Here is a 22407-nt window from a genome sequence, read left to right as displayed (position 1 = left end):
CCGGTGACCTGGCTGGAGGACCGCGCGGTGGCAGTGATCACCGGCGCGGCAGTGGGGGACGCGCTCGGCGGCGCGACCGAAGGGTGGACGCCCGAGCAGATCGAGGAGCGCCACGGCGGCCGGGTGACCGGGATCGTCCCGCCGTGGTACCCGAACTGGCGGGACGCGCGCCCGATCGCGCCGTACCACAAGGGCGACGGGCACATCACCGACGACACCTTGATGACCCGCGCGATCGTGGAGGTGTACGCGAAGCGCCGCGCGCACCTCGACGCGTACTCGATGGCCGAGGACCTGGTGCCGCTGATGATCGGCGAACCGCGCTGGGTGCCGGAGCTGGAGTCGACGGCGCTGTTGCTGCAGCGGGTTTTCCTCGCTGAGAAGTGGATCGTCGCGAAGCTGCATTACGGGCATGTGGACCCGCGTGAGGCGGGCGTCGGCAACATCGTGAACTGCGGTGCGGCGATGTACATCGCACCGGTCGGGGTGGTGAACCCGGGCGATCCGCAGGCCGCGTACGCCGAGGCGATCGACCTGACCGCGCCGCACCAGTCGAGCTACGGCCGGGAGGCCGCCGGGGTGCTGGCCGCGATGGTCGCCGCTGCGGTCGCGCCGGGTGCCTCGATCGACGACGTCGTGCAGGCTGCGCTCGCGGTGTCGCACGACGGGACGTTGGCGGCGATGCGGGCGGTGGTCGACGCCTTCCAGGGGTGGAACGCCGCGCCCAAGACCGACGACGAAGAGCGTGCGCTCGCGCGGAAGATCCGCGAGGTGGTCGCGCCGTTCGATTCGGTCGGGCCGGAGTACCGGCAGATGTCGATGGACGCGCGGCGGCCGTCGCGGACCAAGGCGATCGAGGAATTGCCTGCCGCGCTGGGGTTTGTGCTGGGCCATCAGGGCGATTACCGCGGTGCGGTGCTGGCTTCGGTGAACTACGGCCGGGACGCCGATTCGATCGCGTCGATGGCGGGTGCGCTCTGCGCCGGTCTCGGCGGGGCGGCCTCGGTGCCGGACGAGTGGATCGACCCGATCGGCGAGGCCAGCAAGATGGACCTGCGCGAGACCGGGCGGCTGCTCGCTTCGGCCGCGGCGGACATCGTCAAGGCCGACCGCGCGCGGGTCCAGGCGCGGCTCGCCGCTCTCGACGCGCTGGCCGCGGCATGAGGCTGACCTGGGCGCAGCCCGAAGACCTGCTCGCGCACGAGTTCGTCCAGTCCACTGTGGAGGGCAAGGACGTGACCTCGGTGCGGGAGCGCTGGATCGCCGCCGGCGGTGATCCGGTGCCCGCGGTGAGCGGGGCAGGACCGCGGCCGGCGCCCCCAGCGTTGCGGGCGCTGGCCCGGACGCTGCTGGACGAACTGGCCGCGCTCCCCTGCCCGCCCGCGCCGCACGAGCCGGACGGATGGGACGAGATCGTGGCGCTGCTCCCGCCCGCGCCGGTGCTCCCGGCCCCCGCCGCGGACCGCGCGCTCGGCGCGTGGACCGGCCGGGCGGCGGGATGCCTGCTCGGCAAGCCGGTGGAGAAGATCCCGCGAGAGGGCATCGAGGAGATCCTGCGCGCGACCGGACGCTGGCCGCTGGACCGCTGGTTCACCGCGGTCGGCCTGCCGGACGACGTTGCGGCGCGGTGGCCGTGGAACCGGCGGTCCGCGCCGACTTCGCTGGAGGAGAACATCTCCGGGATGCCGGAGGACGACGACCTCAACTACCCGATCCTCGCGCTCACGCTGCTGGAACGGCACGGCCGCGAGTTCACCGCGGACGACGTCGCGCAGCTCTGGCTGGAGCAGCTTCCGGCCGGGCGGGTGTTCACCGCCGAGCGCGCCGCGTACCGGAATCTGCTGGACGCGCGACCGGTGCCGGAGACCGCGACGCACCTCAACCCGTTCCGCGAGTGGATCGGCGCGTTGATCCGGACCGACGTCTTCGGCTGGGTCTCCCCCGGCGACGTCCGCGGTGCCGCGCGGCTCGCGTGGGCGGACGCGCGGCTCAGCCATACCCGGAACGGCATTTACGGCGCGATGTGGGCGGCTGCGCTCGCGTCGGCGGCGATGGTGTGCGACTCCGTCCACAGTGTCCTCGATGCGGCGGAAACCGTTCTGCCGCCGGACAGTCGGCTGGCCGAAGCGGTGCGGTTCGGGCGAGAAGCCGCGGCTTACGACGACGGGCTGGACCGGTTGCATGCCCGGTACGGCGGCCTGCACTGGGTGCACGTGCTGAACAACGCGGCGGTGATCGCGTACGCGCTGGCCTGCGGCGATGGCGACTTTGGGCAGAGCATCTCGCTCGCCGTCACGGCTGGATGGGACACGGATTCCGCGGCCGCGACGGTCGGCGGCGTGGTCGGTGCGCTGGTGGGGCTCGACGGGATCGGCGAGCAGTGGACGAAGCCGCTCGACAACCGGATCGCGACGTCGTTGCCCGGCGGCGAGCAGCGGATCACCGACCTCGCGGCACGAACGGCCGGGGTGCCGAGATGACTGGGCGAGTGGTGGTGGTCGGGTCGGCGAATGTCGATCTGGTGGTCGACGTTCCGCGGCATCCGGGCGCGGGCGAGACCGTCCTCGGCGGCGATTTGCGGCGCAGTCCGGGTGGCAAGGGAGCCAATCAGGCAGTCGCCGCTTCGCTCGCCGGTGGCGCGGAGACGACCTTCCTCGGCGCGTTCGGGCCGGACGACGGCGCGGACTTTCTGCTGGCGTCATTGACGGACGCCGGGGTACGGACGGACCTGGTGTCGCGAGTGGACAGTGCGACCGGGACCGCGTTCATCATGGTCTCGCCGGACGGCGAGAACTCCATTGTGGTCGCGCCCGGGGCCAACTCGCGGCTCTCGCTTGCCGGGCAGCAGTTGGAGCGGATCGCCGCGGCGGACGTCGTGCTCGCGCAACTGGAGATTCCGATCGAAGCCGTGACCGCTGCCGCCGCGGCCCGGCGAGCTGGCGCCCGGATGGTGCTCAACGCCGCGCCGTCCCGGCCGCTGCCGGATCTCGACCTCGACGTGCTGGTGGTCAACGAGCACGAGGCGGCCGACCTGGCGGGTGCGTCCGGTGCGCCAGAGGAATTGGCCCGGATGCTGCAACAGCGCGCACCCGCCGTGGTGATCACGCTCGGCGCGGCCGGTTGTGTTGTCGCTGAGCAGGACATCGTGCACCTGCCCGGCTTCCGAGTGTCCCCGGTGGACACCACCGGTGCCGGGGACACGTTCTGCGGCGTGCTCGCGGCGGCGCTCGCCGAGGGGCGTCCGCTCCGCGAAGCCGCCGAACGCGCCGGGGCCGCCGCAGCGCTCGCCGTCACCCGGCCCGGCGCGCAATCCGCTGTCCCGACCGTCGCAGAGGTCGCCGAGTTCGCGGCCGGAGGAAACGCCCGATGACCTACGTGTTCGACCCGCTCGTCCCGCGCCCGATCGACCGGCCGACCGAGGTCCCGCTCGGCGCGCCGCTCTCCCCCGAGCAGCTCGCGGCGCTGGACGAGGCCAAGATCTTCGTCGGCCCGGCGGATCCCGCCGACCGGCCGGAATGGCGGGCCCGGCTGCGGCAGTGGCGTGCCGACGCGCACGAGCGGCACAGCTACCACGGCCGCGCCTACGACCGGCCGGAAGCCGCGTGGGCCGCCGGATGCCACACGGTCGCGCAGGTATGGCTGTGGGACGAGTTGCTGTATTCGTTCGAGGAGCACCGGTTCACGCCGGAGCGGTTCCTCGCCGACGCGCACCAGCGGTTCGGCGGCCTCGACGCGGTCGTGCTGTGGCACGCGTACCCGGTGATCGGTCTCGACGACCGAAACCAGTGGGACTTCTACCGCGACGTGCCCGGTCTCCGCGAACTGGTCGAGGTGTTCCACTCGGCGGGCGTGCGGGTGTTCGTGGACTACAACCCGTGGGACGTCGGCACGCGCCGCGGCGAGGACGACGCCGCGGAACTGGCCGCGGTGCTGGCCGATTTAGGCGCGGACGGCGTCTTCCTGGACACCTTGAAGAAGGCTGACCCCGCGCTGGTCGAGCAGCTCGAACGCGCGCGGCCCGGGGTCGTGCTGGAGGGCGAATCGAAGCTGCCGGTCGAGCGGATCGAGGACCATTCGGCGTCGTGGGCGCAGTTCTTCGCCGATTCACCGGTGCCGGGCGTGCTGCGTTCGCACTGGTACGAGCGGCGGCACATGCAGCACCACGTGCGGCGATGGCACCGCGACCACACCGAGGAGCTGCAGTCGGCGTGGCTGAACGGCGTCGGCGTGATGGTGTGGGAAGTCGTGTTCGGCGTGTGGGTCGGCTGGTCGCAGCGAGACGCGGCGACGGTGCGCCGGATGGTGTCTGTGCAGCGTGCGGCGGGTGAGCTGCTGCGCGAGGGCGAGTGGACGCCGTTGGCGCCGCTGACGCCCGAGGCCGAAGCCGCCGGGGTTTACGCGTCGCGCTGGGAACTCGGCGACTGGACACTGTGGACGGTCGTGAACCGCTCTGACTCGGACTATCTCGGGTCCGTTGTGGACGGTCCGGTGATCGATCTGTTCGCCGACGGACGTGTGCCCGCGCGCGGGATTTCGGCGTTGCTGCGGGTCACCGATGGCGCGGCGGAGCCGTCGTGGCTGTCTCAGGTGGCGACGCTCCCCCACGATCCGCACGCGCGTTTCCCGCATCGGCTCGCGACGCGGGTCCGGCCGCAGCCGACGAACGGCACGCCCGACGACGACGCGGTCGTGGTGCCTGCCGGGCACTACGCGCTGACGGTCCGGTACCGCGGCCGCGAGACCGGGATGTACCAGGGCGCGCCGTATGTGGACGAGTGGAAGCCGCTGCCGCCTCGGCTGCACGACGCCCGGACGCTGCAACGCGACGGTTCGCTGGCGTCGCCGGTCGCGGTCGCCGCTGCCGAGGTGACGAACGGCGATTTCGCGGAATTCCTTGCCGCTACCGGGTATCAGCCGGTCGAGCCGCATCGGTTCCTCGCGCACTGGGCCGACGGCCGTCCGCTCGCCCCGGACGAGCCGGTGACCTTTGTGGACCTCGACGACGCACGGGCGTACTGCGCGTGGCGCGGCGGCCGGTTGCCGACCGAGGACGAATGGCAGCTCGCCGGGGAGACCGGCGGGCTGCGGCGCGGCACGCCCGCGGTGTGGAACTGGACCGAAAGCGAACACTCCGACGGGAGGACCCGGTTCGTGATGCTCAAGGGCGGCAGCGATTACCGCGCCGAGGGTTCCGAGTGGTATGTCGAGGGCGGACGGCACGCGCCGGACTACAGCGTGAAGCTGCTGCTGCCCGGGTTCGGGCTGGCGCGCGGCGCGACGGTCGGCTTCCGCTGTGCGTGGGACGTGACGCGATGACCGTGTCGAGGGAGGCGTCCGCCGGGGCGCTGGCCGGGTTGCGGGTGGTCGACGCGTCGACGTTGTTCGCCGGTCCGATGGCCGCGATGCACCTCGGCGACATGGGCGCCGAGGTGATCAAGGTCGAGCATCCGTCGCGACCGGACCCGTCGCGCACGCACGGGGTGGCCAAGGGCGACGTCAACCTGTGGTGGAAGACGTTGGGGCGCAACAAGCGAACCGTCACGGCGAACCTGAGCAGCGACGGCGGGCGCGGGGTGTTCCTGGCGCTCGCCGAGACCGCGGACGTGGTGATCGAGAACTTCCGGCCGGGCACGCTCGAACGCTGGGGGCTCGGCTACGAGGAGCTGTCCGCGCGCAACCCCGGGCTGGTTCTCGCGCGGGTGACCGGTTTCGGCCAGTTCGGGCCGTACTCGCCGCGTCCCGGTTTCGGCACGCTCGCCGAGGCAATGAGCGGATTCGCCGCGGCCACCGGCGAACCGGACGGGCCGCCGACGCTGCCGCCGTTCGGGCTCGCCGACGGGGTCGCGTCGCTGGCCACCGCGTACGCGATCATGGTCGCGCTCGCCGGGCGGACCGCCAGCGGCCGCGGCCAGGTCGTGGACGTCGCGATCATCGAGCCGATTCTCGCCATGCTCGGACCGCAGATCACGCGATGGGACCAGCTCGGCACGGTCCAGCCGCGCACCGGCAACCGGTCCACGAACAACGCGCCGCGCAACACCTACCGCACGAGCGACGGGCAATGGGTGGCGGTGTCGACGTCGGCGCAGTCGATCGCGGAACGCGTGGTGCGGCTGGTCGGCCGTCCGGAACTCGCGGACGAGCCGTGGTTCGCGACCGGCGCGGACCGGGCGGCGCACGCGGACGTGCTGGACGAGGCTGTCGGCGGCTGGATCGCGCAGCACACCCGGGACGAGGTCGTGGCGGCCTTCGAGGAGGCGCAGGCGGCCGTGGCACCGATCTACGACGCGGCCGACATCGTCGCGGATCCGCAGTTCCGCGCGCTGGGCACGATCCACGAGATCGAGGACCCGGAACTGGGCACGACGTTGATGCAGGGGCCGCTGTTCCGGTTGTCGGACAACGACGGCGTCATCGGCTTCACCGGACGTCCGCACGGCGCGGACACCGACGAGGTGCTCGGTTCGCTGGGCTTCACGGCGTCGCGGATCGCTGAGCTTCGGGCGGAGGGAGCGGTATGACACCCGCGCTGACCCTGCTTTACGTCCCCGCCGACCGGCCCGACCGCGTGGCCAAAGCCCTCGCCTCGGACGCCGACGTCGTGCTGGTCGACCTCGAAGACGCCGTCGCTCCCGCGCAGAAGGACGCCGCACGGGACAACGCGATGCGGCTGTTGGCCGAGGTGCCCGCGTCGCGGCCGGTGCAGGTGCGGATCAACCACCCGGACACGCCGTGGCACGCGGCGGACGTGGCCGCGGTCGCCGCACTGCCGGCGTGGGTGGGCGCGCGGCTGCCGAAGGTCGAGAGTTCGCTCGACGTCCGGTCGCACGCCGATGCCTTGCCGGGGCGGGAATTGCACCCGCTGATCGAGTCGGCGCTCGGGGTGGAGCGGGCGCTGGAGATCGCGCTCACTTCCCCGCAGACGGCGTCGCTGGGGCTCGGCGAGGCGGATCTGCGGTCCGACCTGCGGCTCGCCGACGAAGCCGGGCTCACCTGGGCGCGCAGCCGGATCGTGAACGCCGCCCGCGCCGCGCGGCTGCCCCCGCCGGCGATGTCGGTGTACGCGAACGTCCGCGACCTCGACGGCTTGGCGGAAAGCTGCCGGGCCGGGCGAGCGCTCGGCTTCCGCGGCCGCACGGCGATCCACCCGATGCAGCTGCCGACAATCCGCGCGGCTTTCCTGCCGACGGCGGAGGAGGTCGCGCGGGCGCGGGAGGTGCTGTCCCGAATGGACGGTGCCACTCAGGCCGGGGTGGGCGCGATCGCACTCGCCGACGGGACGTTCCTGGACGTCGCGATGCGGGACCAGGCCCTGGCGGTGCTGGCGCTCGTCTCCGACTAGGCCTTGTCCGCGGAAACCAAGCGCAGCAACGGGTCGAAGCGGGCCGGGCCCTCGGTCGTCAGCTGCACCGGTTCCGCGACCGGCTGATATCCGGTCACGACGACGGTGTACTCGCCGGGGAACAGGTCCTCGACGGTGTAGTGGCCCGCCTCGTCTGTCACGGTGACGCGCTGGACCTGGCCCTTCGCGTCCAGCACCGCGACCTGCGCGCCCGGGAACGGACCCCGGACCGCGTGCACGGTGCCGGTGAGCCGGACCGACCGCGCCAGTTCGACGTTCTCGCGCACCGGCTCGGCGCCCACCTGGACATGGCGAGCCACCGGCTCCCGGCCGCCCGCCTGGACCAGCAGCAGATACGAGCCCGCCGGAGCGTCCAGGGCGAACGTGTTGTCCGCGCCGGTGGTGGTGCGGCGTACTTCGTGGGTCTCCAGGGACGTCAACGAAACAGACGCGGTTTCCGCGGGCGCGAGGCCGCTGACCGCACCCGAAATCGCCGCGGGCGGCGCGCTTTGCGTTGTGCTGCGGCGTTTGCGCGTCCGCGACAGCAGGATGTCCACGACGCCGAACAGCAACGCGAGCCCGACCAGCGCGGTCGACCCGATCAGCCCGAGCGCGGTCGCGGAGTGGTAGTCCCCGTGCGAACGCCCGAGCTCGCCGAAGAACAGCGACCCGCCGAGCGCGGTGCCGACCGCGGAACCGATCCGCTGGCCGGTCTGCAGCACGCCGGCCGCGGTGCCGCCTTCCGCGGGCGGGACTTCTTCCAAGGCGAGCGTCGAGTTCGGCGAAATCACCAGCCCGCTGCCGAACCCGCCGACGAACAACGGCGCGGCCAGCACGAACGCGGTGTTCGCGCCGGAGTAGTCGCGGACGAGCCACGCGGTCGCGGCGAGCCCGACCGCGACGAGCAGCGTGCCGAGCACGACCATCGGCCTGCCGAACCGGTGCACGAGCCGCCCGCCGATGGTCGGCGAGATCGCCGAGCCGATCGCGAACGCGAGCATCGCCGCGCCGGCCTGCAGCGCCGTGTAGCCGAGGCCCTGCTGGAAGAAGAGCGTCAGGACCAGGAAAATCCCGGTGAATCCGGCGAAATAGACCATGCCGAGCGCGGAACCCATCGAGTAGCTGCGCACGGTCAGCAGCTTCAGGTTCACCAGCGGCTGCTTGCCGCGGTTGCCGAGCCAGCGCTCCCAGAGCACGAACAGCACGAGCAGCCCGGCCGCGACGCCCATCAGCCACCAGCGCGGCGCGGCCGCCTGTTCCTCTTCCTCGATCAGCGGCAGCATCACCAGCACGACCGCCACGCCGAGCAGCACGCTGCCGACCAGGTCCGGCGTCCGTTTCCGGCCGCTGCGCGCGTCCTTGGGCAGCAGGCGCAGCCCGAACAGGATCGCGAGAATCCCGATCGGCAGGTTGACGTAGAAGACCCAGCGCCACCCCTGGTTGACGCCGATGCCCTGGATCAGCAACCCACCGAGCACCGGCCCGATCGCGGTGGAAAGCCCGACCGTCGCCCCGAACGCGCCGAACGCCTTACCGCGCTCGCGCCCGGAGAACAGCTGCTGCATCAGGCCGATGATCTGCGGATTCAGCAACCCGCCCGCGACGCCCTGCCCCAGCCGCGCGACGACGAGCCAGGTGGCGTTCGGGGCCGCCCCGCAGAGCACGCTGGTCGCCACGAACAACGCCAGCCCGAGCAGGAACATCCGGCGGCGCCCGTAGTCGTCGCCGAGCCGCCCCGACGGCACCAGCGCGAGCCCGAACGTGAGCGCGTAGCCGGACACGACCCACGAGACATCCGCGGGCGTCGCGCCGATCCCGTGCTCCATCGAGGGCAGCGCGACGTTGACGATGCTGACGTCGAGCAGCGTCATGAACCCCGCGATGAGGCACACCCACAAGGCGCGCCAGCGCTGCGGATCGGGCTCGGATGAAGGCGAAGCGTGCACGGACCGTCCTGATTCGAGACCGGTAAGATAATTACTGGTGTTAGAATACTCGCCCATGCCAGCGGAGCGGGACCACGTCGACGGAGTCATGGCGCAGATCACCGGCGTGCGCGAGGAAGACCGGGTGAGCAAGGCGCTGAGCTTCCGCCTGCTGCGCGCCGCCCGGCTGCTGGAAACGGAACTGCGCCGCGAATTCGACGCCTTCGGGGTCGGCCTGTGGGAAGTGGAACTGCTGGGCGCCCTCAAACGAGCCGGTCCCCCGTACCGGCTCTCGGCCGGGCAACTGCTGGACAGCATGCGCCTGACGTCCGGCGGGGTCACCAAACGCGTCGCCGGACTCGAACGCAAAGGCTGGGTCCGCCGCGACATCGACCCGGCCGACCGACGGCAGATCCTGGTGAGCCTCACCGACGAGGGACTGGCGCGGGCGCAGGAGGTGTTCGGGATGAAGACGCAGACGGAGGCACGGTTGCTGGGGGTTTTGCCGCGCGCGGAGCAGGAGCGGATGAATGCCGGGCTGCGGGAGTTGCTGCTGGACTGGGAAGGACCTGACGGGCGGGGGTGATCGGTTGGGGGCCGCAGCCATCGTCGCCACGGCGGATGCGCCGTCACGCGCGCTCACCTGCACCCGGTGCCGCGAAGCTCCCAGCCGGGCAGACTTCCGCACGCCGCGGCAGCCATCGCCGCCACGCGCACTCCCCTGCACACGATGGCAGCGCACCCGCTAGCGCGAAGTCCCTCACCCGGCAGGCTTCCGCACGCGGCGGCAGCCATCGCCGCCACGGCAGACTCGCCGCCACCCGCACGCGACGGCAACTCACCCCGCCACGGCCAACCTCCCGACCCGGCAGACTCCGCACGCGACAGCCGCCATCGCCGCCACGACAGACTCGCCGCCACCCGCACGCCACGGCAACTCACCCCGCCACGGCCAACCTCCCGACCCGGCAGACTCCGCACGCGACAGCCGCCATCGCCGCCACGACAGACTCGCCGCCACCCGCACGCCACGGCAACTCACCCCGCCACGGCCAACCTCCCGACCCGGCAGACTCCGCACGCGACAGCCGCCATCGCCGCCACGACAGACTCGCCGCCACCCGCACGCCACGGCAACCCGCCCCGCCACGGCCACTTCGCACGCGGCAGCCGCCATCACCGTCACGACAGACTCATCGTCACGCGCACGCGGCCACAGCCCGCCTGCCGCGGCGCGCTTCCGTGTCCCGCAGACTCCCCGCACGCGGCTCTCGGCACCCGGCAGACTCGCCGCGCACGGGACCGGCCAACGCCACCGCGGTCTCGCGCGCGGACTGTGTCAGCCTCGCCGTCAGACAGGTTCCCCGCACACGGCAGCAACCAAGTCGGCGACGGCTCGTCGTCCGGCAGACGCCCGTCGGCGCCCGCGAACTCCCGGTAGACAGCTCCGCCGACGACACCCGCCGCGGGATCGGGCCGCGGGCTCAAGCTCCGGCGAACTCCCAGCACGTCGCTCCGTGTGGTTCCTCCGAAGCGACTCCCACCGCGCGGCGCAGGGTGAGCCGGTACAGGTGCCACGGCGGCGGGCCTGCGCTCGGAGCGCTGAAGGGTGCCGTCAGAGCATCCCCGGACGCCGTCGCTGGCCAGCCGCCGGAGCGGTAGACCTCGGCTAGGTGCGCCACGGTGTCGGTGTCCACCACGCGGTGGGCGTCGCCCTCGAGGACCAGGTCCAGGCCGCGCAGGCGTACCGAGATGCTGCACGCCGGGTTGGCCGCGAGGTTCCGCGAGCGGCGCGTGCCCGGGCCGCCGACGAAATACAGGGCGTCGTCCACCCAGACCGCGCCTACGCCCGCCGAGTGGGGGCGGCCGTCTGGGCGGACGGTCGCGACGAAGAACGTCAGGTCGGCGGTCGGGGTGTCGGTGGCCAGGACGTCGCGGGCGCGGCTCCACGGCAGCGGGGCGTTCCCGTAGCGGTCGAGGTTGCGGGTCGAGGTCGGTTCGTAGTCAGTCATGCCTATGCGTCGAACGGAGCGGCATCGAATCGACACGGCCCCGCGAGCAGAGACTCAGGCGGCTCCTAACGGGGCGGGGTGGTAGCGGAAACCGTCGCCGGTGCGGTCGATTCGTCCAGGTCCGAAGTGAGCGGGCAGGAGAAGGGCATCCCGTTCGACGGCCAGTTCGCACAGGGTCCGCCGGGACTCCGCGGCAGCGACTGGGTCTACGTCGCCGCCCTGGGCCAGCGTCAGGTCCGAGAACTGGAACGGGTGGTGCAGCACATCCCCGCTCACCAGCGCGTGCTGACCGCCGCCGCTGAGTTCCGCGATCAGGTGGGCGGTGGTGTGCCCGGGCAGGGAACGCAGGGTGATGCCGTCCGTTACCTCGTACGGGAGGTCGATCAGTTCGACCAGGCCTGCCTCCACTACCGGGAGGACGCTGTCTTCGAACGTCCTCGCCAGGTCGGCTGCCACCCCGCCTTCGGGGGCCGCGGCGTGTACCTCTTGCAGCCAGGCGTATTCGTCGGCCGCGATCAGGTACCGGGCGCGTGGGAAGGTCGGGTCCCACGAACCGTCGACCAGCTGGGTGAAGCCGCCGCAGTGGTCTGGGTGCAGGTGGGTCGCGATGACGACGTCGACGTCCTCCGGCATGACACCCGTCGCGGCCAGGCGGTCCAGGTACGGCGTGTCGAACTGGTGATGCGCCAGCAGGACCGGGCGTTCCTTCGCGTTGCCGTTCCCGGCGTCGAAAAGCACCGTCTGGTCCGGCGTGCGCACCAGGTACGTGGTGATCGACAGGTCGAGGTCGCCGCGGTGGTCCCCCAACTGTTCGGGCGTGACAGCCGGGAACAGCTCAGCGGGGGCGAACGGCCAGTGGTCCAGTTCGGTGACCGCATCGATTCGCAGCGGCCCGAGCGTGACGGTCATCGGGGCACCGCGGCCATCGCCTCGATTTCCACGGCCAGCTCCGGTTTCGCGAGCGCGGACACCACGATCAGCGACTGCGTCGGCCAGTCGCTCTCCGGGAACCAGCGGCTGAACACGTCCCCCGTCGCGGCGCGGAAACCGGGCAGGTGCTCGGTGCCGGCGACCATGCTGAAAACCTTCACCAGATGCTCCGGCCCGGCGCCTGCCGCGGCGAGCACGCGTTCGATGTTCGCCAGCGCCTCGCGCGTCTGTGCTTCCGCGTCCGGCCCGGCGAGCGTGCCGTCCGGTCGTGCGCCGATCTGCCCGGCCACCACGACCAGCTCGTGATCAGCAGGAATCTGCGCGAGGTGGCTGTAGCGGCCGACCGGGCCCGCGACCGTCTCGGGATTCCAGCGCTTGCTCATCAGGGTTCCCCTCCCTTGGTTCGTGCCCACAGTTCACCACGAGGCACCGACAAAAACGGCCGAGGTCAGCCGATCGCGACCACCAGCTTGCCGAACTGGTCCCCCGACGCCAGATCTGCCAGCGCACGCGGCCCGTCGGCCAGGTCGTAGACGTGGTGCACCACCGGACGCACTCGGTGTTCCGCGACCAGCGCGACCATCTGCGCGAACTCCCGCGCGCTGCCCATCGACGTGCCCAGCAGGCTGATCTGCCGGAAGAAAAGATTGCGCAGCGACAGCTCGACGTCCGGGCCGGTGGTCGCGCCGAGCGTCACCATCCGGCCGCCGGAGCGGAGGACGGAGAGACAGGCGTCGAAGGTCGCCGAACCGATGCTGTCCACGACCAGGTCCACTGGTGCGCCGAGTTCAGCGGCCCAGTCGCCGCCGCTGCCGATCGCGCGGTCGGCGCCCAGTTCCGTTGCCCTGGCGAGCTTTTCGGGGCTGCGGGAGGTGACGCTGACCGTCGCGCCCGCAGCTTTCGCCATGGCGAGGGCGAACGTCGCGACTCCGCTGCCGATGCCCGGCAGCAGCACGTGTTCCCCTGCGGTCAGCCCGCCGCGAGTGAACAGCGCCCGGTACGCGGTGAGCGCAGCCAACGGGAGTGCGGCGGCTTCGGTCCAGCTCAGATGTTCGGGTTTCGGCACGACGTTGCCCGCCGGGACGACGACGTATTCGGCCAGCGTGCCGTTCGTCGGCACTCCGAGAATGGCGGGGACTTCCGGGACCGCGTCCGGCTCGGCCCAGTCGAGGGACGGGTTGATGACGACCTCGGTGCCGACCTCGACGGCGGCGTCCGATCCCGCGGCGGCCACCACTCCGGCGCCGTCCGAGCCCAGCACGGTCCAAGGGTCAGCCGGGCCGCGACTGTCCACGATGAACAGATCCCGGTGGTTCAGTCCGGCCGCCTTCAGCCGGACCAGCACTTCACCCGGACCGGGCGCCGGTGCCGGAACCTCCGCGACCCGCACCCCGCCGACTCCCGCCGCGCCCTCGTGGACGACTGCCCGCATCGCGTTTGTTGTCACGTCCGCGAACCTAACAGCCGCCCGCGCCCGCTGCCGACCTGGCGCGAATCCCGTCACAGCAGGGAATTTTCCGCCCCAGGTACGCCGACCATTCCGCGCCGTTATTTTTCACTAGGCTAACTTGGATCTATGACTCCTCGCACCGCCGCCGCGGCCCCGTTCGCCGTGCTCGGCCTCGGGTGCGCGATCGCTGGCGGGCTGGCGTCCGCGGTCATCGCCCCGCAGCCGACCCCGCATGGTGCGTGGGCGGTCGCTTATCTGGTCCTCGTTGGCGGGATCGCCCAGGTCGGCCTCGGGATCGGGCAGGCATTGCTCGCCCCGGCGCTGCCGTCCCGCCGGCTTGTCGTCGCTCAGGTCGCGGCTTGGAATCTCGGAAATGCCGCCGTACTAGGCGGAACGCTCTCCGGGGTGACGCCCGTAGTGGACGTCGGCGGCGCGGTTCTGGTCGTCGGCTTGGCACTGCTGGTTCTCGGCGTGCGCGGCAGTTCGCCGGACGGTCGCGCCCGGTGGGTCCGGCACGGTTTCCAGGCGCTCGTCGTGCTGCTGCTCGTCAGCATCCCGGTCGGGCTCGTCCTCGCGCGGATCGGCCCGACCTGAGTCCCAGGTCACGCCCGCAAGCCCGTCCTTTTGCACTAGTATTCTCGTAAATACTCTTTCCGGGAGGTTCCCGTGACCGGCTCGTCCGAGGTGTACATCAGCGGCACCAGCACCGACCCCGCGTTCCGCGCCAGCGAAGCCCTCCGCGCCGAATCCGGACGCGTGCTGGCTCAATACCGGGAAAAAGCCGCCGTGGTCACGGAACTTCAGCTCGACGGCAGCGCCCGCGAGGAGGCCAACGCCCGGCTGATCGAGTTCGCGACGGGCCGGTTGACCGAGTACCTGTCCGCCGCGGACCGCGTCCTCAACGCGACCGCCGCCGGCGCGCCCGCGACGCGCCTGCTGGTCCGCGCCTTGCGACGGATTCAGGACGCCGTGCTCCGCACCGTCGAGGAACTGCGGGAATCCGACACCTCGGCCCAGGTCAGCCATGCCGCGCAGGCATTGGACGCGCTCCTCGGCGCTTATCTCGACGCCGAAACCAGCGTCCTGCTGCCCGCGCTGGCCGATCTCCCCGGTGCGGACGTCCCCATCCTGGTCGACGACCTCCGCACGCTCCTCGACGGCGGCGAACTGGACCGCGCGGAAGTCCTCGACGTCCGCGAAATCCCGCACGGCACCCGGCATCCGCGCATCTTCGGCCGCTACGCGCGGCTCGCGCCCGGGGAATCGTTCGTGCTCGTCAACAACCACGACCCGAAGCCGCTGCGCCGCGAGTTCACCGCCACGCACGGCGAGGATTTCACGTGGGAGTACGTGGAATCCGGGCCGGAGAAGTGGCAGGTCCGGATCGGCCGCGCCGCGGTCCCGGCCTGACCCCCGATACCCGCGCCGACCCCCCTTCGGCGCGCCTCCCCGCGGCGGCCGGTCTCCCCCGCCCCGGCCGCCGCGGACCGGCTTGCTGTGCAATGGGAAACGCGCACCCGGCTGCTGCGCTTTGCGGGCGGAATTGCCTTGGCCGCCGCGAATCCACGCCCCATGCCTAACCCGCAGCCTCAGACGGATTGCTGGTGCATCAGAAACCCCCGCCCAGCCACGAAACTCGCGGAAGGAAAGCCCATGGCCATCGCGAACTGATTGCCGTGCAACAGAAAACGGTCATCCGGCCACCACTGTTCGCAGGGGGCTCGTCGGCCGCCTCGAATCCGCTCTCTGCGCGTAGCCGTTGCATCTCGCTGGCAGAGTTTCACTTGGTCACCGCGAATCTGCGACCCGCCAGGAATATCCAGCGCCGCGGGGAGCAATGCGCATGGTCAGCGACGACGCTTACCAACAGGCTTCAAATGCGCCAAACACAACGACGGCTCGACAAACGCCTCCAACCGCTCCGCCGTCAGCGGTGCTCGTACCTCCTCCAGCACCCCGCGCATCAGCCCGAGATGCAGGCCGCACACCACGTCCCGGCGTTCTTCCGCGATCTCGCGGAACGGGCAGTGCCGCAACCGGATCACCGGCTGCTCTGGAGAACCCGACGGGTCCGGAGCGAAACCGGCGTCGCTCAGCACGGTGGACAGTCGGCGGATCCCTTCGGCCTCGTCGACGCGGCGGGTCGGGGGCGGGCGGTCGGCCAGGTAGCGGCCCCACGCTTCGCCTGCGGATTCCGCGGCTTTCCCGGGATCGGCGACGTTTTCCGCGATCAGGCCGGTCAGCATTTCGGCGAGCAGGCGGTAGCTGCGGCGGCCCTCGGCTGCTTCCTCGGCGATCGCGGCGTAGACCGTCCGCGGGCGGCCGGGGCGGGTGCGGTCTTCCGTTCGGCGTTCGGCGAGGCCGGATTCGACGAGGCCGTCCAGGTGGAACCGCGCGGTGTTGGCGTGCAGGCCGACCTGCTCGGCGACGTCCTGCACCGCTACCGGAGCGTCCGCCGACCGCAGTGCGGCCAGCACCCGGGCCCGGCTCTCGCCCAGTGCGCGGGAGGCGGGCGGATCGGTCAGCGTCTGCTCGCTCATGCGGACCAGTTTAACCGAGTTGAATGAGGTTTTCTCCGCCATCCGAAGCGGGGTACAGCGGGTGCGCGCTCGTGGAAGTGCGTGGGGCGAGCTACTGCTGCGCGGAAACGTCCGGTCGCGGCTGCCCGGCGACCAAGGGCGTGTCCACCCCGAGGTCGCCGAGCTTCACCGCGCCGCCGGGGCTGTCGAGGGGCGCGTCGCGGCCGGGCAGGGTTTCGCTGAAGAACCGGGCGTTGTCCTCGGCGTAAATCCGCCAGCGGTCCGGAAGGTCGTCTTCGTAATAGATCGCCTCGACCGGGCACACCGGTTCGCACGCGCCGCAGTCGACGCACTCGTCCGGATGGATGTACAGCGAGCGTTCGCCGACGTAGATGCAGTCCACCGGGCACTCGTCCACGCACGCCCGGTCCATCACGTCCACGCACGGCTCCGCGATCACATACGCCACGGCCCGCCTCCTTCCGCCGTCTTTTTCACCAATGTACTCGGCAAAAAGGTCAGCCCAGCGGAATGGCGCGGAAAACCCCGTCCGGGTCGTAGCGGTGTTTAACGTCCCGCAGCCGGGCCGAGTTGGGGCCGAAGACGTTCGCCGAAGGGACGTCCGGGCCCAGCAGGTTCGCGTATGCGCCGGGCAACGCATAGGGGGCCAAGGCCGCCGACGTGGCATCCGCCCAGGCGCGGTCGTCGTTGCCCTCCCCCAGCCCGAGGATCTCGACCATCAGATGGTCCTCCCGCACGGGGAACGCCGTGTCCGCGGCCGGAATCCGGGCGGCCAGGCCGTGGAAGTGGTGGATCGACAGTCCGGACATCGGCGAGGTCCGGCCTTCCGCAGCCGAGGCGAGCACCGACGCGGCCTCGGGCGTGAACGCCGGAAGCGACCGCGTGCGGATGGTGACTGAACGGCCGTTGGGGAACATCGCATCCCGCCGGGCGATCTCCGCCGCGTAGGACGACACCGGCTCGATTTGCGAGGCGAGCGGGGGTCCGAGGCGGGCGAGGAAGCCCTCGGGATCAGCGGCGCCGCACCAGGTGGGCCAGACCAGCACGCACAGCGAGCCGTCGGCACCGGCGAGGATGCCAGTCTGCACGGTGAGTTGGTCCGGCGCGTCGGCCTGGATTTCGGCTACCGCAGCGAAAACCCGGGCCGCGTCCGATGCCGGATACCAGACCGGGCCGGTCGTGATCTGCGGCGCCTCGTGCAAGCGCACGCCGAGCGCGGTCACCACGCCAAAATTCCCGCCGCCGCCCCGCAACGCCCACCACAGGTCCGGCAGCCGCGAAGCGTTGGCGACCACAACCTCGCCGTCCGCGAGCACGACCTCGGCGCCGAGCAGGTTGTCCGAGGCGAGCCCATACTTGCCCAGAAAAGGACCGTATCCGCCGCCGAGCGCGAGCCCGGCGAACCCGACCGTGCCGATCGTGCCCACGACGGCGGTCAGGCCGTGCGCCTCCGCTCCCGCCAGCACATCGTTCGCCCGGGCGCCGCCGCCGACCACCGCGGCGCGCCGTCCTGGATCGACCGAGACCCGGTTCAGCGGACGCAGATCGAGCGTGATCCCGCCGTCCGCGATCGCGCGTCCGGCCCAGTCGTGCCCGCCGCTGCGCACCGACAGCGGCAGACCCAGTTCGCGCGCGGCACGCACCGAAGCCTGGACATCCGCCGTGCGCCGGCATTCAACCACCACGGCCGGACGCGCGACGACGGCGGCGTTCCAGACCGCCGCCGCCGATTCGTACTGAGGGCCGGACGTGTGCACCTGCCCGGCGGGCAGTCGGTCCCGCAAGGCACGGGCGGCATCCTCGGCAGTCATGGGCGGCTCCCCTGCTCGTCGATTCCGACTCTAGGGCCGAACCGGCCGGAAAAGGCAGCCGCGCACCGAGATTCAGCGGTTCACATAAGCCGCCGACGCCTCGCCGAGCGCCTCCAGCGCCGCCCGGACCCCGCCGTGCGCCTCCTCGCCGGACCGGCACGCGGCGATGATCGTGCGGTTCAGCACCGGCCGCGTCGCGAGCATCCGGACGCCGTCCGGCACCGGTCCGCGGGCGAGCCGCGGGACGAGCGCGGCGCCGACGTTGCCCGCGACGAGCGCCAGCTGCGTCACGTAACTCCCGATGGTGCAACTGATCCGCGGCTCCAGGTCCTGCGAACGGAGCACGTGCACGAGCCATTCGTAGCAGCCGGAACGGCCGGTCCAGCTGATCCACGACACGTCGTCCACCTCGGAGAGATCGACCGTGCGACGGTGCGCGAGCCGGTGCCCGGCGGGCAGCGCGAGATCGGCGACGTCGGAGAACAGCGTGACCTGCGTGATCCCCGCCGGCACCACGGTCGGCCGGTCCGCCCAGCTTTCGAACACCGCCACGTCGAGGTCCCCGGCGAGCACCTTCGGCAGCGTCTGTTCGGCTTCGCCCTCGCCCAGCGTCACGTTCAGCCGCGGGTGCTGTTCGGTGAGCATGGCGAGCGCGGGCGGTAGCAGCGCGTGCACGCACGTCGCGATCGACCCGATCCGCAACGGCCCGAAGACGTCCTCGCGCAGCCGCTCGAGATCCGTGCGCGCTTCGGCCAGCTGAGCCAGCACGCGTTCGGCATGCCCGACCAGCACCTGCCCGGCGCGCGTGAGCCGCACGGTCCGGCCGCGCGGCTCCAAAAGCGCCAGCCCCGCTTCCCGTTCGAGTTTCGCCAGTTGCTGCGACACCCCGGATGGCGTGACGTGCAGCGCGGCCGCCGCGCGGGCGACCGAGCCGTGCTGCGCGACCGCGTGCAGGGCGCGCATCCGATCCACACTGAACACGGTAGCGATGCTACCGGATTTTCCGCAGGAACATTCACTTGTCCTTGATAGTTAGCGCCCCCACCATAGAAGGCATGACCACCGAATCCGCCTCGTTGCCTGCCGCCGGCCCGATCGCCGCGCTCACCGGCCGCGCCGACCCCCGGCTGCTGGCCGCGGCGGGCTGCCTCTGCATCGCGCTGACCTCGGTGCTCATCAAGGTTTCCGGGGCCAGCGGCGCGACCAGCGCGTTCTGGCGCTGCGCCCTCGCGCTGCCGCTGCTCGCGATCCTCGCGTTCAGCGAGGCGCGGCGGACCCGCAAGCGCGCGAAGATCCTGCTGCCGCTGCTGGCCGGGCTCGGCCTCGGGCTCGACTTCGTCCTGTGGGGCGAGGCGATCCCGCGCGTTGGCGCGGGCGTCGCGACCATGCTGCTTTCGGTGCAGGTGGTGATCGTGCCGCTGCTGGCGTTCGTGTTCCTCAAGGAGCGGCCGGACCCGCGGTTCAAGTTCGTCGCGCCGACGCTCATCGGCGGGATCGTGCTCGCCGGCGGCGTGTTCGGCTCGTCGATGACCGGCTCGAACCCGGTGCTGGGCATGGTTTTCGCGCTCGCCGCGGGAGCGGGCTACTCGGCGTACCTGCTGTTGCTCCGGCTCAGCAGCACCCCGGCGACGCAGGTCCGTTCGCTGTCGCTGGCCACCGTGTCGGCGGGCTTCGTCTCCGTCGTGCTCGGGCTGCCGTTCGGCCGCCTCGACCTGGCGCCGAGCCTGCCCTCGCTCGGCTGGTTCGCCGCGCTCGCCCTCGTGGGCCAGGTCGTCGGGTGGCTGCTGATCGCCGGGGCGCTGCCGCGGCTGGCGGCCTCGACCGGCGCGACGATGATGCTGCTGCAGCCGGTCGGCGCGGTCGCGTTCGGCTTCCTGCTGCTGAGCGAACGGCCGGGCCCGCTGCAGCTCGTCGGCTGCGTGATCGTGCTCGGCGCGGTGTGCTTCGCCGGCCGCGGCGCGGGCAAGAAGCCCGCGGTTCAGCCGTCGGCCAAGCTCAGCCCGGCCGAGTCGAGCAGCCCGCGCGCCATGTCCCTGAACTCGTCGCGGCGGTGATCGACCAGGCCGTCGCCGCCGAGCAGGTCCGCCGCCAGCTCGTCGACCGGCCAGCAGACCAGCTTGCCGTGCCGCCCGAGCAGCAGCCCGACCTCCCGGATCCGGTAGAGGTCGGCGACGTCGAGCCAGGCATACAGCAGGATCTGCCACAGCCAGCGCCCGGCGCGGTCCGGATCGCCGACGGTCAGCACGGTTTTCACGTCCAGCAGCGTGCCCTCGGCGATCCCCGCTTCGGCGTCGAGCGTCCCGAGCAGGAGGTCGCCGTCGGCCCAGCCGGGCACGATGGTCGGCCCGGCGATCCCGAGCGGATAGCCCTCCGGCGGGGCGCCGCCGAGCCGCCGCAGTTCCCACAGCGCGCCGTTGTCGTGTAAGCGTTTCGCGAGTTCCGCCAGCTCGGTCACCTGTGCGTCGGCGGGCAGGGCGCGCAGGTCCGCGATCGTGCCGCCGCCGTCGACGACCCGGGCGAGGCGAGGGTCGATGCGGCCGGAGCGGTAGATGTCCTCGCACGCCGACAGCACCCAGTTCGTCCGCGCCAGTCCGGCTTCCGCGCCCGGTCCGCCGAGCATGCCGGGCGGGGCGTGCTGCGCCTGGTAGCGGCGCGCGCGTCCCAGCAGTTCGCCCCACAGCTCCTCGGCGCCCGGGAGCGCACCGCCGTCCGGCAGCCCGTCGCCGAGGTCGAGCCAGGTCGCCGCCGCCGGACGGATCCCGAGCGCCCGCGCCTGGTACTCCGGCGGAAGCTCGTCGTGCGTCGGGTACTGGGCGGCTTGCGCGTGCGCCCACGGGCCGCTGCCCCACTGCGCCCGCACCATGCCGAGCAGCGCGTAGTACGGCGGCGCGGGCTGCACGAGATCCGCGATCCGCTGGCCGAACGCACCGCCGATCTCGGCCCAGTGCTGCCGCGGCGGCCGCGCGAGCGCCGGACGGACCGGGCGGACGCCGTTCGTCGCCTCCTCGACCCGGCGCGCGGCCGCTGCGGTGCCGGTGAAGACGCGGGCGCACCAACGCGAGAGTTTCCCGCGCGGGTCGGCCAGTTCGGACGTCAACGACACCCGGCCAGTATCTCCCGGGACAGGAACGGCAGCAGGAGATCGAGGAACTCGCGCGGACGGTCCAGCGGAATCAGGTGCCCGCAGTCCGCCAGCACGTGCCCGGTGAGGTCGTCGGCGATCGGGCGCAACTGCTGCTCCAGCGCATCGCCCACGGGGTTCGCGCCGATCGCCATCGTCGGGACGGTCAGCCGCTTGGCTGCCGCTTCGGTCAGCTGCCGGGCGCTTTCCGGCATCGCGCGGTAGTACTCGAAGGCGCAACGGAGCGCGTCGGTGCCGGTGTACGCCTCGGCGAAGGCCGCTTGGACCTCCGCCGGAACACCGCGGCCGAGCGTGCCCTGCTCGAGAAACCAGCCGACGTACTCCGCCTCGTGTCCATTAAGGACAGTCTCGGCCAGTCCCGGCACCGCGTGGAAACCGAACCACCACGGCGGGCTCGCCGGGAAACCCCAGGGCAGCGACTCCATCAGCACCAGACGGCGCACTCGCTCCGGCTGCCGCAACGCCAGCAGCAACGCGCTCGAAACCGCCAGATCGATGGCCACCACCTCGGCATCCGGCTCCCCCAGCGCGTCGAGCAGGCCCGCGACGTCAGCGGCGACCGCCCCAGCGTCGAAGCCGCTCTCGGGACGGCTGCTCGCACCCAGCCCGCGCAGGTCCGGCGCGAGCACCCGGTACCGCTCGGCGAGGGTCGGGATGACCTTGCTCCAGAGCTGCCAGGTGTGCGGGAATCCGTGCACCAGCACCAGCGCTGGCCCGCTCCCGGCGACGGCGACGTTCAGCCGGACCCCGTTCGCTTCGACCTGCCGCACCGCGTTCATCGTGCCTCCTGTGGTTACCATTGGTTACCAGCACACGGTAGGTAACTCCAAGGATGCCGCCAAGACGGCACTTTCCCGACAGGTGGTGAGCCCGAGGTGACCCCCTCCGCCCGCGGCGATCTGTTCGACCCGGCCTGCCCGACGCGGCGGCTGCTCGACCGGATCGGGACGAAGTGGACGTCGATGACGGTCAAGATCCTCGCCGAGGCCGCGCCGGACGAGGTGCGCTTCGCGGATCTTCGCCGCCGCATCCCCGGGGTGTCGCAGAAAATGCTCTCGGTGACGCTGCAAAGCCTCGTCCGCGACGGCCTCGCCACGCGGCGGGTCGAGGACACGGTGCCGCCGCGGGTGCATTACCGGCTTACCGCCCTGGGCACGTCGCTGGAATCCGCGCTCGCGGCGCTGCGCACGTGGGCGGAGGAACACATGGCCGAGGTCGACGAGGCCAATCGGAAATCAGAGCGGTAATTTTCCGC

At 71.8% G+C, this 22407-nt stretch carries 22 protein-coding genes; 11 read left to right on the top strand and 11 right to left on the bottom strand.

Annotated elements, in window-relative coordinates; genetic code table 11:
- The first annotated feature begins 3 nt into the window (after positions 1–3).
- Genes EIZ44_RS00730 through EIZ44_RS00705 form a run of 6 tightly spaced genes read left to right on the top strand, consistent with a single transcriptional unit; the run spans position 4 to position 7342 of the window.
- Positions 4–1164, top strand: coding sequence for an ADP-ribosylglycohydrolase family protein (locus EIZ44_RS00730; protein ID WP_134727379.1), 1161 nt, complete (start codon positions 4–6; stop codon positions 1162–1164).
- Complete coding sequence (locus tag EIZ44_RS00725; protein WP_037811489.1) at positions 1161–2480, top strand: ADP-ribosylglycohydrolase family protein; 1320 nt, start codon at positions 1161–1163, stop codon at positions 2478–2480. The genes EIZ44_RS00730 and EIZ44_RS00725 overlap by 4 nt, the downstream gene beginning before the upstream one ends.
- Complete coding sequence (locus EIZ44_RS00720) at positions 2477–3370, top strand: ribokinase (RefSeq protein ID WP_037811488.1); 894 nt, start codon at positions 2477–2479, stop codon at positions 3368–3370. Before EIZ44_RS00725 ends, EIZ44_RS00720 begins: the two co-directional genes overlap by 4 nt.
- Positions 3367–5316, top strand: coding sequence for an SUMF1/EgtB/PvdO family nonheme iron enzyme (locus tag EIZ44_RS00715; protein WP_134727378.1), 1950 nt, complete (start codon positions 3367–3369; stop codon positions 5314–5316). Before EIZ44_RS00720 ends, EIZ44_RS00715 begins: the two co-directional genes overlap by 4 nt.
- Entirely contained in the window at positions 5313–6521 is a 1209-nt protein-coding gene (locus EIZ44_RS00710; RefSeq protein WP_134727377.1) for a CaiB/BaiF CoA transferase family protein, read from the top strand. Before EIZ44_RS00715 ends, EIZ44_RS00710 begins: the two co-directional genes overlap by 4 nt.
- On the top strand, positions 6518–7342 hold the full coding sequence (locus tag EIZ44_RS00705; RefSeq protein WP_134727376.1) for an HpcH/HpaI aldolase/citrate lyase family protein: 825 nt from the start codon (positions 6518–6520) through the stop codon (positions 7340–7342). Before EIZ44_RS00710 ends, EIZ44_RS00705 begins: the two co-directional genes overlap by 4 nt.
- On the opposite strand, the gene EIZ44_RS00700 is transcribed toward EIZ44_RS00705, so the two are convergent.
- Complete coding sequence (locus tag EIZ44_RS00700; RefSeq protein WP_037811480.1) at positions 7339–9288, bottom strand: MFS transporter; 1950 nt, start codon at positions 9286–9288, stop codon at positions 7339–7341. The two genes, EIZ44_RS00705 and EIZ44_RS00700, sit on opposite strands and share 4 nt — an antisense overlap.
- A gap of 55 nt (positions 9289–9343) precedes the next feature.
- Between EIZ44_RS00700 and EIZ44_RS00695 the strand changes: the two genes are divergently transcribed.
- Positions 9344–9853 carry a MarR family winged helix-turn-helix transcriptional regulator gene (locus EIZ44_RS00695; protein ID WP_037811479.1) on the top strand — a complete coding sequence of 170 codons (510 nt, stop codon included), beginning with the start codon at positions 9344–9346 and terminating at the stop codon, positions 9851–9853.
- A gap of 898 nt (positions 9854–10751) precedes the next feature.
- On the opposite strand, the gene EIZ44_RS00690 is transcribed toward EIZ44_RS00695, so the two are convergent.
- The 4 genes from EIZ44_RS00690 to EIZ44_RS00675 form a co-directional block, all read right to left on the bottom strand.
- Complete coding sequence (locus tag EIZ44_RS00690) at positions 10752–11279, bottom strand: pyridoxamine 5'-phosphate oxidase family protein (RefSeq protein WP_134727375.1); 528 nt, start codon at positions 11277–11279, stop codon at positions 10752–10754.
- Between the two features lie 54 nt (positions 11280–11333).
- A complete protein-coding gene (locus tag EIZ44_RS00685; RefSeq protein ID WP_134727374.1) occupies positions 11334–12188 on the bottom strand; it encodes an MBL fold metallo-hydrolase in 855 nt (284 codons plus the stop codon).
- The gene (locus EIZ44_RS00680; protein WP_043828757.1) at positions 12185–12592 is read right to left on the bottom strand and encodes a RidA family protein; all 408 of its coding nucleotides are present in this window, start codon (positions 12590–12592) and stop codon (positions 12185–12187) included. The genes EIZ44_RS00685 and EIZ44_RS00680 overlap by 4 nt, the downstream gene beginning before the upstream one ends.
- 65 nt (positions 12593–12657) lie before the next feature.
- Positions 12658–13656: a zinc-binding dehydrogenase gene (locus EIZ44_RS00675; RefSeq protein WP_240691188.1), complete on the bottom strand. Its 999-nt coding sequence runs from the start codon at positions 13654–13656 to the stop codon at positions 12658–12660.
- 129 nt (positions 13657–13785) lie between these two features.
- On the opposite strand from EIZ44_RS00675, the gene EIZ44_RS00670 reads away from it, so the two are divergent.
- Both EIZ44_RS00670 and EIZ44_RS00665 read left to right on the top strand, forming a co-directional pair.
- Complete coding sequence (locus tag EIZ44_RS00670; RefSeq protein ID WP_134727373.1) at positions 13786–14253, top strand: hypothetical protein; 468 nt, start codon at positions 13786–13788, stop codon at positions 14251–14253.
- 72 nt (positions 14254–14325) lie between these two features.
- Positions 14326–15069, top strand: coding sequence for a DUF2249 domain-containing protein (locus EIZ44_RS00665; RefSeq protein WP_134727372.1), 744 nt, complete (start codon positions 14326–14328; stop codon positions 15067–15069).
- 437 nt (positions 15070–15506) lie between these two features.
- Here the strand turns inward: EIZ44_RS00665 and EIZ44_RS00655 are convergent, their stop codons facing one another.
- From EIZ44_RS00655 to EIZ44_RS00640, 4 genes are all read right to left on the bottom strand, one after another.
- Positions 15507–16199, bottom strand: a complete 693-nt coding sequence (locus EIZ44_RS00655) for a helix-turn-helix transcriptional regulator (RefSeq protein ID WP_134727371.1) — start codon at positions 16197–16199, stop codon at positions 15507–15509.
- 91 nt (positions 16200–16290) lie between these two features.
- Positions 16291–16647, bottom strand: a complete 357-nt coding sequence (fdxA, locus tag EIZ44_RS00650; protein WP_043828753.1) for a ferredoxin — start codon at positions 16645–16647, stop codon at positions 16291–16293.
- Between the two features lie 49 nt (positions 16648–16696).
- Complete coding sequence (locus tag EIZ44_RS00645) at positions 16697–18010, bottom strand: FAD-binding oxidoreductase (RefSeq protein ID WP_134727370.1); 1314 nt, start codon at positions 18008–18010, stop codon at positions 16697–16699.
- A 72-nt stretch (positions 18011–18082) separates the two neighbouring features.
- The gene (locus tag EIZ44_RS00640; RefSeq protein WP_240015261.1) at positions 18083–18973 is read right to left on the bottom strand and encodes a LysR family transcriptional regulator; all 891 of its coding nucleotides are present in this window, start codon (positions 18971–18973) and stop codon (positions 18083–18085) included.
- Between the two features lie 92 nt (positions 18974–19065).
- Here EIZ44_RS00640 and EIZ44_RS00635 point away from each other — a divergent pair, with 92 nt between their 5' ends.
- Positions 19066–20064 carry a DMT family transporter gene (locus EIZ44_RS00635; protein WP_037811463.1) on the top strand — a complete coding sequence of 333 codons (999 nt, stop codon included), beginning with the start codon at positions 19066–19068 and terminating at the stop codon, positions 20062–20064.
- Here the strand turns inward: EIZ44_RS00635 and EIZ44_RS00630 are convergent.
- Entirely contained in the window at positions 19989–21113 is a 1125-nt protein-coding gene (locus EIZ44_RS00630) for a hypothetical protein (RefSeq protein WP_167753928.1), read from the bottom strand. The genes EIZ44_RS00635 and EIZ44_RS00630 overlap by 76 nt on opposite strands.
- Complete coding sequence (locus tag EIZ44_RS00625) at positions 21104–21931, bottom strand: alpha/beta fold hydrolase (protein ID WP_134727369.1); 828 nt, start codon at positions 21929–21931, stop codon at positions 21104–21106. The genes EIZ44_RS00630 and EIZ44_RS00625 overlap by 10 nt, the downstream gene beginning before the upstream one ends.
- Before the next feature lie 96 nt (positions 21932–22027).
- Here EIZ44_RS00625 and EIZ44_RS00620 point away from each other — a divergent pair, with 96 nt between their 5' ends.
- Positions 22028–22399 carry a winged helix-turn-helix transcriptional regulator gene (locus tag EIZ44_RS00620; RefSeq protein ID WP_134727368.1) on the top strand — a complete coding sequence of 124 codons (372 nt, stop codon included), beginning with the start codon at positions 22028–22030 and terminating at the stop codon, positions 22397–22399.
- Positions 22400–22407 lie beyond the last annotated feature (8 nt).

It is taken from the genome of Amycolatopsis nivea (assembly GCF_004522235.1).
Classification (GTDB): Bacteria; Actinomycetota; Actinomycetes; order Mycobacteriales; family Pseudonocardiaceae; genus Amycolatopsis; species Amycolatopsis nivea.
The sequence above is the reverse complement of the archived record's forward strand: the minus strand, read 5'-3'. Positions and strand labels throughout refer to the sequence as shown.